This window comes from Streptomyces sp. cf386, assembly GCF_900103585.1.
Lineage (GTDB): Bacteria > Actinomycetota > Actinomycetes > Streptomycetales > Streptomycetaceae > Streptomyces.
Genome location: NZ_FNHV01000001.1, coordinates 223,569 through 239,221, shown reverse-complemented (window position 1 = coordinate 239,221; position 15,653 = coordinate 223,569). Strand labels below are relative to the sequence as shown.

Genomic DNA, 15,653 nt, shown 5'->3' with positions numbered 1-15,653 from the left:
CGTAGTCCACGGCCGAGCTACACCAAGAAATCGTAAAGTTGTACTTGATTCCGCAACCGATGAACCGTCAAATAGCTTGTCAGTGGCGCTAATTGGCTGGTGCGGGCCGAGTCGAGGTGCTGTCACCGCGATGGACGACGAGGACCGCCGCGAGGCCGACGGCAAGTCCGAGGGTGGTCTGCGGGCCGAATGGTTCGCCGAACATGAGCGCTCCCCAGACCGCTGTGACCGGAGCCATGAGGAACATGAGCGTGTTGACCTTGGTCACCCCGGAGCGCCGCAGGATGAGCCAGTACAGGCCGTACCCGCCGAAGGTCGACAGGGCCACCAGCCAGGTGATCGCGGTCCAGAACGACAGCTCGGCGGGCGGTGTCGCGGCTCCGGCGCCCACGGCGAGTGCCGTGAAGATGAGCGCACTGGTCGCACAGTGGATGGTCATGGACACCGTGGGCGCGACCCGCGCGCGGGAGCGGCTCTCCACGAACGTCGCCGCCACCAGCGCCAACATGCCGACGAAGGGGATGAGATAGGCCCACCAGGCCGCACCGGTACCGGCCGCTGCGTCGGCCGCGGTGACGACGGCGACGCCACTCATCCCCAGGCACAGACCCAGCCACTGCTTGCGCGAGACGTACTGGCACAGCAGCGGCCCGGCGAGAGCACCGGTGACGAGGGGCTGGACGCCGTCGATCAGGGCGGTGGTGCCGCTGGAGACGCCGAGCTGGATCGCGTAGTAGACGGTCAGCAGGTAGCCGCTCTGCGACAGCACGCCGATCACCGCCTGCCGAGCGGCGTCCCGCACCGACAGGCCCCGCCACGACGCTCTGGAAGCGATGGCGACACCGATCAGGACGACGGCCAGCGGCAGGAACCGCCACATCAGGATCGTGACCGCGGGCGCACTGCCCGCGCCGAGCTTGGCGCCGATGAACCCGGAACTCCAGCACAGTACGAACGCGATCGAGAGCAGGAAGTTCACGGCTCACCCTCCTCCACTAAACAGATCGGTATACCGCCTCCCACTATACAGATCGGTATACTCGTGAGTCATGGGGACTACCGGGACGCCGCGACGGATCACGATGACGCCTGGCGCACAGCGCGCCCTGGAGGCCGCCGCGAGGCTGTTCTACGAGCGCGGCATCCATGCCGTCGGGGTGGATCTGATCGCCGCCGAGGCCGGGGTGACGAAGAAGACCCTCTACGACCGGTTCGGCTCCAAGGAGCAGATCGTCGTGGAGTACCTCGCGGATCGCGACGAACGCTGGCGTGCCTTCCTCGCCCAGCGCCTCGACGCCGCACGGCCGACGTCGGCCGGACGCCTGAAGGCCGTCTTCGATGCCTCGCGCGCGTGGTCCGCGCGGCACAGCTCAAAGGGGTGCAGCATGGTCAACGCGCACGCCGAGATCAGCGATCCGTCCCATCCGGCCTACCCGATCATCACCGGGCAGAAGGAATGGATGCTCGCCCTGTTCACCGATCTCGCCAGGGACGTCACCCCCGACGGGGCCGACGGCCTGGGCCGGACGCTCATGCTCCTTCACGAAGGGGCGCTCGTCGCCCATGGCTTGAACGTCTTCGCGGACCCCATCGGCCACGCCGGCGAACAGGCCCTGGTTCTCCTTGCGGCCGCCGAAGCGCGGTGACGTCTCGCCCGGCCTGACTTCTGCCCGTCGGGGGGTGGGCACTCTTGTCATGCACCTGGACGGGTGTTGGAATCCGTGCTGTTATGCCAACTACTGTCCATGACAACGTTGTTATGGAGGCTCTGTGCGCATACAACGCCTCAGAAACCGACTCGTGTTACTGCTCGCCGGGGCCCTCGGCGTCGCGGGGCTCAGCGCGACGCCCGCCCCCGCCGCAGGGGAGGACCCCGTGGAGATCCAGGGACTGAAGGGCGAGTACTACACCCAGTCCGCCCCCGGCGCCTTCGACTTCCACGAGCTGAAGGCGACCGCCTTCGACCCCGACCTCGACTTCGACAACCTGGAGCCGCGTCTGGCCTTCGCCGCCGGCCGGTCGGACGACGTCAGCGTCCGCTGGACCGGAAAGATCGTTCCGGAGAAGACCGGCCCGCACACCTTCTCGATCACCGGAGACAACGGCTTCCGCCTCTGGATCGACGGAAGGCTCGCCATCGACCACTGGGTCGACGACTGGGACCGCGAACAGACCGCCGCCCCCGTCGAGTTGGCCGCCGGCACCGCCTACGACATCAAGGTCGAGTACTTCGAGCACTACGGCGGCTCCAACCTCCACCTCCGCTGGACCGAGCCAGGCGGCGGCAAGGAGCCCGTCCCGCAGTCCGCGTTCCGCCTCCCCGACGGCTTCGACTACGACGGGGCGATCGCGGCCACGGTCCTCGGCGACGGCCGTACGCTCAAGCTCGACTTCGCCCGGAACGTCGCCGCACCCCCGGCCGACGTCACCGACCACCTGGACGCGGCCATCGGCGGAGCGGCCTGGCCGCTCGGGACCGCCAAGGTGGACCCGGCCGACTCCAAGGCCCTCCTGGTCGCGCTGAAGGAGCCCGTGGTCGGCAACAAGACGGGCACGGCACGGGGCACGGCCGATGTCCGCTACGACGGTGCGGGCGGCCTCGCCGACGCCGAAGGCAACGTTGTCAAAGCCTTCTGGAGCAGCGGCCCCAACCGGTCGACGCACCAGCTGCGCACGAAGTGGGCCGACGAGGTGGGCCCGGACAACGCCCACCCCGAGTACCCGCGCCCGCAGCTTACCCGGGAGGCCTGGCGCAACCTCAACGGCCGCTGGCAGTTCGCGGCGGCCGAGGCGGGGGAGCGGCCCCCGGTCGGCAGGAACCTCGCCGAGCGGATCCTCGTCCCGTACCCGGTCGAGTCCCAGCTCTCCGGCCTGGAGCGGCACGAGGACCGCATGTGGTACCGCCGCACCTTCACGGTCCCGGCGGACTGGCGCATCGGCTCCGGCAAGCGCCTGAAGCTCAACTTCGGCGCCGTCGACTGGCGGTCCGAGGTGTATGTCAACGGCACCAAGGTCACCGAGCACACAGGCGGCTACGACAAGTTCAGCGCCGACATCACCGACGCGCTGAAGCCCGGCCGCACCCAGGAGCTGATCGTCGGCGTGTACGACCCGACCGACACGGCGAACGGCGAGAACCCGCCGCTCGGCAAGCAGCGCCTGGACCCGAGCGGCATCTGGTACACCCCGTCCTCCGGCATCTGGCAGACGGTGTGGATGGAGCCGGTGGCCCCCGATCACGTGGACGGGCTGGGGCTCACCCCGGACGTCGACGCGGGCACCCTGACCGTCGAGCCGCAGGGTGTGCGCGACGGCGTACCCGTCACGGCGACGGCGTACGACGGACGGCGCAAGGTCGCCACCGCGAGCGGCCGCACCGGCCGGCCGCTGACCCTGACCATCGACGATCCGCACCTGTGGTCGCCCGACGACCCGTTCCTGTACGACCTGAAGGTGACCGTCGGCGCCGACCGGGTCGGCAGCTACTTCGGTATGCGCTCCATCGCCGTCGAGAAGCTGAACGGTGTGCCGCGCACCGTCCTCAACGGCGAGCCGATCTTCATGATGGCCACCCTCGACCAGGGCTTCTGGCCCGACGGCCTGCACACCGCGCCGACCGACGAAGCCCTCGCGTACGACCTGAAGGTCCACAAGCAGCTGGGCTTCAATTCCGTGCGCAAGCACATCAAGGTCGAGCCGGACCGCTGGTTCTACTGGGCCGACCGGCTGGGCCTGCTGGTGTGGCAGGACATGCCCGCGATGACCGCGGGGGTGAACCCGGGCGCCGAGGCCCGCGCCCAGTACGAGCGCGAGATGAAGCAGATGATCGACGAGCACAACAGCAGCCCGTCGGTGGTCATGTGGGTCACCTTCAACGAGGGCTGGGGTCAGTACGACGTCGGCCGGGTCGCCGAGCAGGCGAAGGCCTGGGACCCGACCCGGCTGGTCAACAACCAGTCAGGTCTTAACCTCGGGGCCGACGGCGGCACCGGCGACATCATGGACGAGCACGGCTATCCGAGCCCGGCCCTGCCACCGCGCCCCGACGGCGAACGGGCACTGGTCAGCGGCGAGTACGGCGGCCTCGGTCTGGCGGTGCCCGGGCACGCCTGGTCGGTGCAGATGTCGTATGTCGACGTCGACCCGGCCGCCTACACCGACGACTACCTCACCAGGCTCGACGAGGTGCGTGCCCTGGTCTGCCGGGGCAGTAACGGCGCCGTGTACACCCAGATCTCGGATGTCGAGGGGGAGCTGAACGGCTTCCTGACCTACGACCGGGCCGTACTGAAACCGGACACGGCACGGCTCAAGGCCGCGCACGAGGCGCTGATCCGTGACGCCTCCCGGGTGACTCCTGCGGGATGCCCGGCGCCGCAACCTGTGTTGAAGTGACCTCATATGCACCATGAGTCCCGCCCCTTTCGCAAGGGGCGGGACTTAATCTGCTGTTAACTGTGCGTAGCTTGATCGTACTTGACCGTAATCGCTCAGGGGCGATTGACTACTGATCCACCCGTCGCCGACGCGAGGCAAGCCATTGACGTCTGACCTGCTCGCACCTCTCGACCTGGCGTTCTGGAACATCGAGTCCGCCGAACACCCCATGCACCTGGGCGCGCTCGGCGTGTTCACGGCGCACTCGCCCACCGCGGGCGCCCACGCGGCCGACCTGCTCGCCTCGCGCGCCGCAGCCGTTCCGGGGCTGCGGATGCGGATCCGCGACGCATGGCAGCCGCAGGGCCTCCTCCAGCCGTTTTCCTTCGGCGGCGCCACCCGCGAGCCCGCTCCGGACTTCGACCCGCTCGACCACGTCCGGCTGCACGCCCCGACCGCCGACTTCCACACGGTGGCGGGCCGGCTCATGGAGCGCCCGCTGGAGCGCGGCCGGCCGCCGTGGGAGGCGCATGTGCTGCCCGGCGAAGACGGTGTGTCGTTCGCCGTGCTGTTCAAGTTCCACCACGCCCTGGCCGACGGACTGCGGGCGCTGACGCTCGCCGCCGCCGTCCTCGACCCCATGGACCTGCCCGCCCGGGGGCCCCGCCCCGAGGAGCCCCGACGCAGCCGCCTTCCGGATGTGCGCAGGCTGCCGGGGCTGGTGCGTGGCGCCCTGTCCGACGTGGGGCGGGCCCTGGACATCGGTGCCTCCGTCGCCGTGTCGACCCTGGGGATGCAGTCGTCGTCCGCGCTGACCGCCGAGCCGAGCGGCACCCGCCGTACCGCCGGGGTCGTCGTCGACATCGACGACGTGCACGTGATCCGCAAGGCCGTCGGCGGCACCGTCAACGACGTCCTCATCGCGGTCGTCGCGGGCGCCCTGCGCCGCTGGCTCGACGAACGCGGCGACAGCAGTGAAGGCGTCGCGCCGCGCGCTCTGATCCCCGTCTCCAAGCGCCGCCCGCGCACCGCGCACCCTCAGGGCAACCGGCTCTCCGGCTACTTGATACGGCTCCCTGTCGACGACCCCGACCCGCTGCGCCGCCTCGCCACGGTCCGTACCGCCATGGACCGCAACAAGGACGCCGGCCCCAACCGGGGCGCGGGCGCCGTCGCCCTGCTCGCCGATCACGTCCCCGCCCTCGGCCACCGGCTCGGCGGACCGCTGGTCGGAGGCGCCGCCCGGCTCTGGTTCGACATCCTGGTCACCAGCGTGCCGCTGCCCGGCATCGCCCTGAAGCTCGGCGGCCACCAGGTCACCGAGGTCTTCCCGTTCGCCCCGCTGGCCCGTGGCCAGTCGCTCGCGATCGCGATCTCGACGTACCGCGGACGCGTCCACTACGGGCTCGTCGCCGATGCCAAGGCCGTACCGGACCTGGACGTGCTCGCCAAGGCCGTGTCCGAGGAGGTGGAGTCACTGATCACCGCCTGCGCTCCCTGAGCCCCACTTCCGCTGTCTCCTTCGCCGGATTTTGGAGGAGCGGCCCGGCGCTCCGTAGAATTCCGCGTTCGAAAGCAGGCGCGGTCGGAGCGCCGCGTGGGTGATCAGGGAAACGGCAGCGCGATGACGGTGACAGAGGACGGCCCGGCGACCACGGACGAGGTCGCGTACGAGCCCGGTGATGAAGTCGTCCACGGCCCCGGCATCGACCCGGAACGGCTCGCCGTCTGCCTCAGCGTGCTCGATGAGCTCGACAAGCTGGAGGTCGACCACCCCGACGCGATCGCCGTACGCCGGGCCACCGCGGGCATCTACCGCACGGTCAAGCAGCGCCGCCGACAGGAGCGCCGGGCCGCCAAAACCGCCCACGACAAGGCGGTCACGGAGGCCACGGCGACCGGCTCCGCCCAGCGCATCGACGACGAGACCGAGGGCATCCTGCCGTCGTCCGTCACCGAGGCGGGCAAGATCGCGGGGATACTCCAGCGCCCCCGCTCCTGCTACACCTGCAAGACCCGGTACGTGGAAGTCGACTACTTCTACCACCAGCTCTGTCCGGACTGCGCCGCCCTGAACCGGGACAAGCGCGACGTCCGCGCCGACCTCACCGGCAAGCGCGCCCTGCTCACCGGCGGCCGCGCCAAGATCGGCATGTACATCGCGCTCAGGCTGCTGCGCGACGGCGCCCACACCACGATCACCACGCGCTTCCCCAAGGACGCCATCCGCCGCTTCAAGGCCATGGACGACTCGGCGGACTGGCTGCACCGCCTGGAGGTCGTCGGCATCGACCTGCGCGACCCGGCGCAGGCCGTGGCCCTCGCCGACCAGATCGCCGAGGCGGGTCCGCTGGACGTCCTGATCAACAACGCGACGCAGACCGTACGCCGGCTGCCCGCCGCCTACGCCGCCCTGGTCGAGGGCGAGAGCGCGCCGCTGCCCGCCGGTGAGCTGCCCGCCCACCACGTCATCGGCGCCTTCGGCTCCGGCGCCGTCGACGGCCTGGCCGCGCTGCCCGTCGGGATCTCCGGCCTCGACGCCCAGCAGGTCGCCGACCTCGCCCTGGTCGCCGGGAACGCCAGCGTCGCCCGGCACCTCGACGGCACCGCCATCGACGCGGGCGGCCTCGTCCCCGACGTCGTCGACACCAACACCTGGGTGCAGACCATCGAGCAGATCTCCCCGGTGGAGCTCCTCGAGACCCAGCTGTGCAACTACACGGCGCCGTTCATCCTGATCAGCAAGTTGCGGCCGGCCATGGCCGAGGCCGCGAAGAAGGCGGCGAGCGGGCGGGCGTACGTCGTCAACGTCTCGGCGATGGAGGGCGTCTTCGGACGCGGCTACAAGGGTGCGGGGCATCCGAACACGAATGCCGCCAAGGCCGCGATGAACATGGTCACGCGGACCAGCGCGCAGGAGATGTTCCAGAGCGACGGCATCCTCATGACGTCCGTCGACACCGGCTGGATCACGGACGAACGGCCCCACTACGACAAGCTGCGGCTTGCGGAGGAGGGGTTCCATGCGCCGTTGGATCTGGTGGACGGGGCGGCTCGGGTGTACGACCCGGTCGTGCGGGGCGAGGCGGGCGAGGATCTGTACGGGGTCTTCTTGAAGGATTACGCGCCGGGTAAGTGGTAGGTCGCTACTGGGGTGGGTGATTGCGGCGGTGGGAGGCTGCGGGTTGTAGGGGGCTGGTCGCGCAGTTCCCCGCGCCCCTTCAGGTGGGCCCAGCGCCGGGCGTTCGTAGGTGGTCGTGTATCGCGTACGCCGTTGCCGTCCGTGCCGCCCGCACCCTTGTCCCCCCGTCGACCAGCAGATCCGCCCCCGTCACCCACTCCGCCGCGTCCGACGCCAGCCACACCACCGCCCGCGCCACGTCCTCCGGTTCCCCGATCCGCCCGAGCGGCAGCCCGGCGGCTACCTCCTGCTCGCCCGGCTCCCACACGAACCGTGCCATTTCCGTGCGGACCAGCCCCGGGGACACCGAGTTGACCCGCACCTTCGGGGCCAGTTCGCCCGCGAGTTGCTGGGTCAGGTGAAGGAGTGCCGCCTTGCTGGTGCCGTAGGCGCCGATGTTGGGGCCGACGTGACCGGCGCCCTCCGTGCAGACATTGATCACCGCTCCGCCGTGTTCGCGCATCCAGGCCTGCCAGGCGCACTGCACGAGCCGCAGGGGTGCCTCGACGTTCACGGTGAAGGCCTCGCGCCACGCCAATGGATCTACGTCCATGAGGGGGCCGTACGGCAGGTTCGTCGCGGCATTGTTGACCACGACGTCGATCCGGCCGAACTCGCGCAGGGTCAGGTCCACGACCGCCCGCAGATGGTCCGGGTCGGCCACGCTCCCCGCAGCCCCCACACCGCCCAGCTCGGCCGCCGTCCGCCGCACCTCGTCGGCGTCCCGCGCTGTCACGCACACCAGCGCCCCGGCGGCGGCCAGTTGCCGGGCGACGGCGTGGCCGATGCCGCGCGTGGCGCCGGTGACGACGGCGGCCCTGCCCTGGAGTCCGTACGACGGCCTCATCGCCGTACCGTCTCATGACGGACCGTCAGTCGACAGCCCCAAGACGCGAGTGCCGGGCCGCCACCAGCTCCAGGACCGTGCGCCAGTCCTCCAGGACGCCGGCGTCGAACCGGGTGGCCCGGCTCTCCTCGTCCGCCAGGCTGAGCCGGAGCGCGTCCTCGTCGGTGCCGTGGCCGCGTACGAGGCGGCAGACGCGCTCGCCCAGCAGCGGTCGTACGGCTTCGGCCGCGCTCTCGCTGCGGCGGACCTCGTCGCCGGGGCCCAGCAGCTCCCCGATGTCGTGCACCAGCCCCGCCACTTGGAGCTCCTTGTCGGCGGGGCGGCTGCGGCGCAGCAGCGCGGCGGTCCGCAGCGCGCGCTGGTGGGGGCAGGCGTACATCAGATCCATCAGCTCTTCGACACTGCGCAGCTCCATGCGTCAGTCCTCCCGCCGGACAAGCCGTTGCCGTCCGTCAGCAGATCATGGCCGCCTTGCGAATCGGCCAACGGGACTTGAACTGCGCGGCGTGACGGGGTCCTGAGGCGGGCCGGAAAATGATGTTGAGCCGAACGAGTGACTTATAAACGGAGCATTCCGTAACAAACACGTGAATAACGGGATGGCCGAATGCTGCTTGACTCCGGATAGTTACAGCTTGTTTGCAGCCCCATCGAGCGGGCGCCCGCTCATTTGGTTAATCTGTAGCGGACGGACATCACTACCGGGTCCCAACCCACACCCATGGTCCGTCCCGGGACAAGCCGGTGCAGAACGGCCTGCTTGCACACCAGTTACCGGCGCCACCGCGTCCAAGCCGACTTTGAGTAAGACCCGAGCGGGCGTCAGGTACCGGACCGCAGACTGGCCCGGCCCGCCCCGAGGGTGATCCGACACAGAAGGAGTGCGCGGTGACACCTGAGCAGACGAATCGCGAACAGCGCCCCAAGGAACGCACGGAGCGCTCGGGCCGCCGGTCCAAGGAGATCGGCAGTCTCGATGTGTGGGCCAGGTCCGCCCCCATCCGCCTGGCCGGTTACGAGGACGACCTCGCCGAGCCCCACATCCTGCCCAGCGTCGACTGACGGGGCAGAAACCCTTCGCGATCGCCGACCGCATGGGCGTGCGAGACTCACGCCCATGCTGATCAGAGAAGCCGCGGCCGACGACTGGCCGCGGATTTGGCCTTTCTGGCACCGGATCGTCGCCGCCGGCGAGACCTACGCATGGGATCCGGACACCTCCGAGGAAGCCGCCCGGGCCCTGTGGATGAACCCGGCCAAGCGTGTCTTCGTCGTCGAGGACGAGGCCGGAACGGTCGTCGCCTCCGCCTACGTCACCCCCAACTACGGCGGCCCCGCCGCCCGTATCGCCAACGCCGGCTTCATGGTGGACCCCGACCGCGGCGGCCGTGGCTTCGGCCGCGCCCTCGCCGAGCACCTGCTGGCCGCGGCCAAGGCCGACGGCTACCGCGGCATGATCTTCAACGCGGTCGTCGAGACCAACCCGGCCGTGCGGCTGTGGACCTCTCTCGGCTTCACGATCCTCGGCACGGTCCCGGACGCGTACGAACATCCCCGTCATGGGCGGGTGGGGCTGCACATCATGTACCGGGGGCTTTAGCGGGGAGCTTCGGCAGCTTGACCTCACACCACCGGCATTTGCCTAAAGACTTTAGGTGAATGCATACTCGGTTATGGCAATCGAGGGGATGGTTATGGTGCGTGTGGGGCTGACCACGGATCGTCTGGTCCGGGCAGGAGCGGAGCTCGCCGACGAGATCGGCTTCGAGCAGGTGACCGCGTCGGAGCTTGCCCGGCGGTTCGACGTCAAGGTCGCGAGCCTGTACTCGCATGTGAAGAACTCCCAGGACCTCAAGACCCGGATCGCCCTGTTCGCGCTGGAGGAACTGGCCGACCGGGCCGCCGACGCCATCGCCGGGCGGGCCGGCAAGGACGCCCTGGTCGCCTTCGCGAACGTCTACCGCGACTACCAGCTTGAGCACCCAGGCCGCGCCGCCGCCGCGCGCATGCGGCTGGACCCCGAGACGGCGGTCGCCGGGGCGGGCGTACGGCACGCGCAGATGACGCGGGCGATCCTGCGCGGCTACGACCTGGCAGAACCGGACGCCACTCACGCCGTACGGCTGCTGGGCAGCGTCTTCCACGGCTACGCCAGCCTGGAGTCCGCGGGCGGTTTCAGCCACAGCGCACCCGACTCCGAGGAGACCTGGACCCGGATCCTGGACGCCCTCGACGCCCTGCTGCGCAACTGGCCCACCGCACCCACCCCCTGATCGACAGGCAGAGGACATGGACACCCCGCACGACTGGATCACCACGCCCGTCACCGCCGATCTCCTGCGCGGCGCCCTCGACGCCGAGCACGGCGAGCACGGCGTACTGCCGCACCGGCTGCCCGCCCGGGCGCGCGCCCAGAACACCGACGGCCAGCTGGCCATGGCCGAGTCACAGCCCTCCGGTGTGAGGCTGGCCTTCCGTACCCGCGCCACCGCCGTCGAACTCGACACGCTGCCCACCAAACGGAGTTATGTGGGCGCCCCGCCCCGCCCGGACGGTGTATACGACCTGATCGTCGATGACCGCCCCGCCGGGCAGGGAAGTGTGACCGGCGGCAACGTCGTGACCATCGACTTGATGGCCGGGACGGCCGAGCACCGTCCCGGCCCGGCCGGCACCGTCCGTTTCGCCGGGCTGCCCGACCGCGACAAGGACGTCGAGATCTGGCTGCCGCACAACGAGACCACCGAACTGATCGCCCTGCGCACCGACGCCCCCGTCGAGCCCGCGCGGGATCCGGGCCGCAGGGTGTGGCTGCATCACGGCAGTTCGATCAGCCACGGCTCCGACGCCGCGAGCCCCACCAGCATCTGGCCCGCGCTCGCCGCCCGCCTCGGCGGCGTGGAGCTGATCAACCTGGGCCTGGCCGGCAGCGCCCTGCTCGACCCGTTCACCGCCCGCGCCCTGCGCGACACCCCCACCGACCTCATCAGCGTCAAGATCGGCATCAACCTGGTCAACATGGACCTGATGCGGCTGCGCGCCTTCGGCCCCGCGGTCCACGGCTTCCTCGACACCATCAGGGAAGGGCACCCGACGACACCTCTGCTGGTCGTGTCGCCCATCCTGTGCCCCATCCACGAGGACACGCCCGGCCCCTGCGCCCCCGACTTCAGTGGCCTGAGCGGCGGACGACTGCGGTTCGTCGCCATGGGCGACCCGGCGGAACGTGCGAGCGGCAAGCTGACGTTGGGCGTCATACGGGAGGAGCTGTCCCGCATCGTGCGGCAGCGGGCCGCCGACGACCCGAAGCTGCACTACCTCGACGGCCGCGAACTCTACGGCGAGACCGACTCCGCCGAACTCCCCCTGCCCGACGACCTCCATCCCGACGCCGCCACCCACCGTCGCATCGGTGAGCGCTTCGCCCGGCTGGCGTTCACCGGCGACGGCCCCTTCGCCGGGGGAGATGATCGGGGACATGAGGCGGGACCATGACGACCGGCTCTGCCGTCTGTGGGAGGAGCACAGGCGCGCGCCGTTCCCCGCGCGCTGCCGTGGCGTGGACTTCGAGGGGGTGGACCTGGTCATGCTCGACGCGGATGTCGCCGGCCTCGTCCACAGGGAACTCGACGTCGGGCTCGACGACGAGGGCGTCGCGATCCTCTGGGCGTACATCGCGAACCTCGACAAGGTCCTGCCCCTGATCGGCGACGCGTACGGCACAACCTACTACCGAAAACTGCGGACGCTCGCAGGGGTCGCCGCAGCGCGCCGCATGCACGGCGCGATCTGAGTCCTACGACGACACCGCCTGGTCCGACGGAGCCGTCCGCCGCCAGGGGTGCAGCTTCTCGATCTGCTCCGCCAGGTCCAGCAGCTCCGCCTCCGAGCCGGGGCGCCCGACCAGTTGTACGGCGGTGGGAGCGCCGGACGGGAGCGTGCCGAACGGGATCGCCATCGCGGGCCAGCCGGTGAGGTTCCACGGCGGGGTCAGCGGCGAGTAGTTGGTGTTGGCCATGACGTTGCGCAGCCAGCCCCGCTCGTGCCAGGGCTCGGACTTGGGGGAGCGGCGGGCGAGGGCAGGGGTGAGCAGCACGTCGTACTCGGCGAAGAACGGCTCCAGCCGGCGGCGCAGCTCCTCGCGGCTCGCGCCGGCCCGCACCCGGTCGACGAAGCGCTTCCCGACCGCGGCGTGGACCCGGGTCCGGCGGGTGAGTTGCCGTGGGTCGAGGCCCTGGGCGTCCACCGAGGTGCCCGCCGTCCAGTGGGTCAGCGAGGTGACGCCCAGCGACATCGGGTACGGCGGGTCGGCGCGTCGTACCTGGTGGCCCGCCTTGATGAGCACTCCGGCGGCCTCACGGGCGGCGGTCGCGTACGGCTTGCTGATGGTGACCCCGGCGAGCGGGCTGCGCAGGGACACGGCGATCCTGTGGGTGCCGGACGGTTCCGGAAGGGCGACCTCGGTGTCGGCGAGGACCGACAGCATCAGGCGGGCGTCCTCCACCGTGGTGGCCAGCGGGCCGTTCTCCGACATGCCGAACCAGTCGCCGTCGCTGATGCCGGCCGGGACCACACCGTGCCCGGGCTTGATGGTGACCAGGCCGCAGTTGGCCGCCGGGATGCGCAGGGAGCCCATGCCGTCGTTGCCGAGGGCGATCGGCACCATGCCCGCGGCGACCGCGGCCGCGCTGCCGCCGGACGAGCCGCCCGCCGTGCGCGAGGTGTCCCACGGGTTGCGGGCGGTGCCGTGCACGCCCTCGGTGGTGCCGAAGACACACAGCTCCGGCACGTTCGTCAGCCCGACGACCACCGCGCCGGCGGCCCGCAGCCGGGCCACGGTGATGTGGTCGTCGTCGGCCCGGGTGTCGGGCGTGGCCGCGGAGCCGACGCGGTTGGACTCGCCGCGCACCGCGAGGTTGTCCTTGATCGCCACCGGCACGCCGGCGAGCGGCAGTTCGGCCAGGTCGGCGCGCGCGCCCACCTCGTCTGCCTCGGCGAGCGCCGCCTCGGCCCGGACCACGCGGAAGGCGCCGATGCGGCCGTCGAGCCGTTCGATACGGGCCAGGTGCTCGGCCACCACCTCCCGCGGTGTGGCCTGCTTCTCGCGTACGGCGGTGGCGATCTCGGCGGCGGTCCGGCCGACCCAGCTGGTCACGGGCGCTCCTCGGGCTTACTCGCGAGTATGTAGGAGAACTCTGCCGGGCGGCGGGCCCGGAGTCGAGAGGGCGCCCGGCTTGGATATTCGGGAAGGTCTTCTTGGACTTTTCACGGAGCCTCCCCTCGGCACAGCCCTGCTGACCTGCGCATCATCCGATCAATGAGTCAACTCCACTCACTTCGCGTTCCATTGACAGTCCCTGGGGGTCGCCCAATCATCAGACATCCGATGAATGGGAGTGCCTCATGAGGAGACGCTTGAGATCGGCCGGTGTCCTGGCGGCACTGATGCTGCTCTTCACGGCGCCGGTGCCGGCGCTCGCGGACGACGAGCAGGGGGCGCCGCCGGTCACGGTGCCCGCCCTCACCGACTGGACACCGGCATCCGGCAACTACACGTACGAGCGCTCCGCCCGCCTCGTGGCCGACAGCGCGACCGAACGCCGGGTGGCCGACACGCTCGCCGGCGACCTCCGCGATGCGGGACACGGCACCGTTCCGGTGGTGCGGGGCGGCGCACGGCCCGGTGACATCGTTATCGACGTCCGGCCCTCGCAGGCCTCCCTCGGTACGGAGGGCTACGAACTCCGCGCGGACAAGCGGCTGTCGGTGACCGCGGCGACCGAGACCGGCGCCTTCTACGGCACCCGCACCGTCCTCCAGCTCCTCGCCCAGGGCGATCGGATCCCCGCCGGCCGCACGGTCGACGTACCGCGCTACAAGGAGCGGGGCGCCGGCGTCTGCGCCTGCTATATCAACATCTCCCTGCCCTGGCTGGAGAACCTGGTCCGCGAGATGGCGTACCACAAGCTCAACCAGCTGCTCCTCGAACTGAAGGTGAAGAGCGACGCCCATCCCGAGGCCAACACCTGGGGCTACTACACCAAGGACGAGATACGCCGGCTGGTCGCCCTCGGCAAGCGGTACCACGTCGAGATCATCCCCGAGATCAACTCCCCGGGCCATATGGACCCGTGGATCGAGAATCGCCCGGACCTGCAACTCACCGACTCCGACGGCAACAAGCAGCCCTCGCGCCTCGACATCACCCGGCCGGAGGCCCTCGCCTACTACACGGGCCTCATCGACGAGTACGCCCAGGTCTTCACCGCCACGTCCTGGCACATGGGCGCCGACGAGTACATGCTCGGCTCCGACTTCGCCAAGTACCCGCAGATCCTGAAGTATGCCCAGGACCGGTACGGCCCCGAGGCCACACCCCAGGACGCGTTCATCGACTTCGTCAACCGCGTCCACGTCTACGCGGCGGACAAGGGCAAGAAGCTGCGCATCTGGAACGACGGGCTCACCGGCGCCAACACCGTCCCCGTGACCGCCGGGACCACGGTCGAGCACTGGCTGGACGTGGCGACGAAACCCAGCCGACTGCGCGCTCAGGGCTATCCGTTGATGAACGCCGCCTACGCCCTCTACCTGGTCCGCGGTGGTTTCCACAGCGACACCAAGGGGCTCTACGACCAGAGCTGGGACCCGCGCAGCTTCGAGGGCGAGAAGCTGGCCTCCTCCGAGGGCATCACCGGTGCGAAGATCAGCCTCTGGCCCGACAACGGCCGGGGCGAGACCGAGAACGAGGTCGCCGTCGCCCTGTGGCCCGCACTCCGGCACATCGCCCAGGCCACCTGGAGTGATCCGCACCCCGACGGCACCTACGCCGAGTTCACCGCACGCGGCACGGCGGTCGGGCACGCGCCCGGGTGGCGGGATCTGACCCGGGTGCCGGTGCCGGACGGGTCGTACACCTTCCGGACGGGCGGTCGGTCCTTCCAGGCCGAGGTCAGGCGCACGGCCGACGGTTACGTGACCGTACGGACGGCGGACGGCTGCCTAGAGGTGCGCGGCGGAAAGCTCACGCTCAACGTGCCTCTCCAGCCCGGAGTGGAGGCGGCACCGCAGACCTGCGATCCCGCGAACACCCTCCAGCGCTGGCAGTTGGAGCCGACCGAGGGCGGCTACCGGCTCGTCAACGCCATCACCCGCATGACGGTGAGCGTGACGGACGACGGGCGGCTCGTGCAGTACCCACCGGACCTGCGCACACCCGCCGTATGGCACCTGACCTGAGGCTTTGAC

Annotated in this window: 14 protein-coding genes; 10 read left to right on the top strand and 4 right to left on the bottom strand. The window is 70.3% G+C overall.

The annotated features are described in order from the left end of the window. Positions 1-88 precede the first annotated feature (88 nt). Entirely contained in the window at positions 89-979 is an 891-nt protein-coding gene (locus tag BLU79_RS01050) for a DMT family transporter (protein ID WP_093903633.1), read from the bottom strand. Between the two features lie 70 nt (positions 980-1,049). Between BLU79_RS01050 and BLU79_RS01045 the strand changes: the two genes are divergently transcribed. From BLU79_RS01045 to BLU79_RS01030, 4 genes are all read left to right on the top strand, one after another. Further along, the gene (locus BLU79_RS01045; RefSeq protein WP_093903632.1) at positions 1,050-1,646 is read left to right on the top strand and encodes a TetR/AcrR family transcriptional regulator; all 597 of its coding nucleotides are present in this window, start codon (positions 1,050-1,052) and stop codon (positions 1,644-1,646) included. A gap of 124 nt (positions 1,647-1,770) precedes the next feature. Next, positions 1,771-4,395, top strand: coding sequence for a PA14 domain-containing protein (locus tag BLU79_RS01040; protein WP_093903631.1), 2,625 nt, complete (start codon positions 1,771-1,773; stop codon positions 4,393-4,395). A 145-nt stretch (positions 4,396-4,540) separates the two neighbouring features. Continuing rightward, positions 4,541-5,878, top strand: coding sequence for a wax ester/triacylglycerol synthase family O-acyltransferase (locus BLU79_RS01035; protein WP_093903630.1), 1,338 nt, complete (start codon positions 4,541-4,543; stop codon positions 5,876-5,878). Positions 5,879-6,001: 123 nt separating this feature from the next. Further along, positions 6,002-7,519 carry an SDR family NAD(P)-dependent oxidoreductase gene (locus BLU79_RS01030; RefSeq protein WP_093903629.1) on the top strand — a complete coding sequence of 506 codons (1,518 nt, stop codon included), beginning with the start codon at positions 6,002-6,004 and terminating at the stop codon, positions 7,517-7,519. Between the two features lie 79 nt (positions 7,520-7,598). Here the strand turns inward: BLU79_RS01030 and BLU79_RS01025 are convergent, their stop codons facing one another. Further along, on the bottom strand, positions 7,599-8,405 hold the full coding sequence (locus BLU79_RS01025) for an SDR family oxidoreductase (protein ID WP_093903628.1): 807 nt from the start codon (positions 8,403-8,405) through the stop codon (positions 7,599-7,601). A gap of 25 nt (positions 8,406-8,430) precedes the next feature. Further along, positions 8,431-8,820 (bottom strand): HD domain-containing protein, encoded by a 390-nt coding sequence (locus tag BLU79_RS01020; protein WP_093903627.1) that lies wholly within the window; start codon positions 8,818-8,820, stop codon positions 8,431-8,433. A 473-nt stretch (positions 8,821-9,293) separates the two neighbouring features. Between BLU79_RS01020 and BLU79_RS47275 the strand changes: the two genes are divergently transcribed. From BLU79_RS47275 to BLU79_RS01000, 5 genes are all read left to right on the top strand, one after another. Continuing rightward, the gene (locus BLU79_RS47275) at positions 9,294-9,467 is read left to right on the top strand and encodes a hypothetical protein (RefSeq protein ID WP_107489266.1); all 174 of its coding nucleotides are present in this window, start codon (positions 9,294-9,296) and stop codon (positions 9,465-9,467) included. 55 nt (positions 9,468-9,522) lie between these two features. Continuing rightward, positions 9,523-10,005 (top strand): GNAT family N-acetyltransferase, encoded by a 483-nt coding sequence (locus tag BLU79_RS01015; protein ID WP_093903626.1) that lies wholly within the window; start codon positions 9,523-9,525, stop codon positions 10,003-10,005. A 94-nt stretch (positions 10,006-10,099) separates the two neighbouring features. After that, positions 10,100-10,678 carry a TetR/AcrR family transcriptional regulator gene (locus BLU79_RS01010; RefSeq protein WP_093903625.1) on the top strand — a complete coding sequence of 193 codons (579 nt, stop codon included), beginning with the start codon at positions 10,100-10,102 and terminating at the stop codon, positions 10,676-10,678. A gap of 16 nt (positions 10,679-10,694) precedes the next feature. Then, a complete protein-coding gene (locus BLU79_RS01005; RefSeq protein WP_093903624.1) occupies positions 10,695-11,900 on the top strand; it encodes a GDSL-type esterase/lipase family protein in 1,206 nt (401 codons plus the stop codon). Then, positions 11,884-12,198, top strand: a complete 315-nt coding sequence (locus BLU79_RS01000) for a hypothetical protein (RefSeq protein ID WP_256333090.1) — start codon at positions 11,884-11,886, stop codon at positions 12,196-12,198. The genes BLU79_RS01005 and BLU79_RS01000 overlap by 17 nt, the downstream gene beginning before the upstream one ends. Before the next feature lie 3 nt (positions 12,199-12,201). On the opposite strand, the gene BLU79_RS00995 is transcribed toward BLU79_RS01000, so the two are convergent. Beyond that, positions 12,202-13,560 (bottom strand): amidase, encoded by a 1,359-nt coding sequence (locus BLU79_RS00995; RefSeq protein ID WP_093903622.1) that lies wholly within the window; start codon positions 13,558-13,560, stop codon positions 12,202-12,204. Positions 13,561-13,808: 248 nt separating this feature from the next. On the opposite strand from BLU79_RS00995, the gene BLU79_RS00990 reads away from it, so the two are divergent. After that, positions 13,809-15,644 carry a family 20 glycosylhydrolase gene (locus BLU79_RS00990; RefSeq protein WP_093903621.1) on the top strand — a complete coding sequence of 612 codons (1,836 nt, stop codon included), beginning with the start codon at positions 13,809-13,811 and terminating at the stop codon, positions 15,642-15,644. The last annotated feature ends 9 nt before the right edge of the window (positions 15,645-15,653 follow it).

Coding starts and splice junctions, on each gene's coding strand:
- BLU79_RS01045 (WP_093903632.1), top strand. CDS start 1,050: ATGGGGACTACCGGGACGCCGCGACGGATCACGATGACGCCTGGCGCA.
- BLU79_RS01025 (WP_093903628.1), bottom strand. CDS start 8,405: ATGAGGCCGTCGTACGGACTCCAGGGCAGGGCCGCCGTCGTCACCGGC.
- BLU79_RS01015 (WP_093903626.1), top strand. CDS start 9,523: ATGCTGATCAGAGAAGCCGCGGCCGACGACTGGCCGCGGATTTGGCCT.
- BLU79_RS01030 (WP_093903629.1), top strand. CDS start 6,002: ATGACGGTGACAGAGGACGGCCCGGCGACCACGGACGAGGTCGCGTAC.
- BLU79_RS01005 (WP_093903624.1), top strand. CDS start 10,695: ATGGACACCCCGCACGACTGGATCACCACGCCCGTCACCGCCGATCTC.
- BLU79_RS00990 (WP_093903621.1), top strand. CDS start 13,809: ATGAGGAGACGCTTGAGATCGGCCGGTGTCCTGGCGGCACTGATGCTG.
- BLU79_RS01000 (WP_256333090.1), top strand. CDS start 11,884: ATGAGGCGGGACCATGACGACCGGCTCTGCCGTCTGTGGGAGGAGCAC.
- BLU79_RS01020 (WP_093903627.1), bottom strand. CDS start 8,820: ATGGAGCTGCGCAGTGTCGAAGAGCTGATGGATCTGATGTACGCCTGC.
- BLU79_RS01010 (WP_093903625.1), top strand. CDS start 10,100: ATGGTGCGTGTGGGGCTGACCACGGATCGTCTGGTCCGGGCAGGAGCG.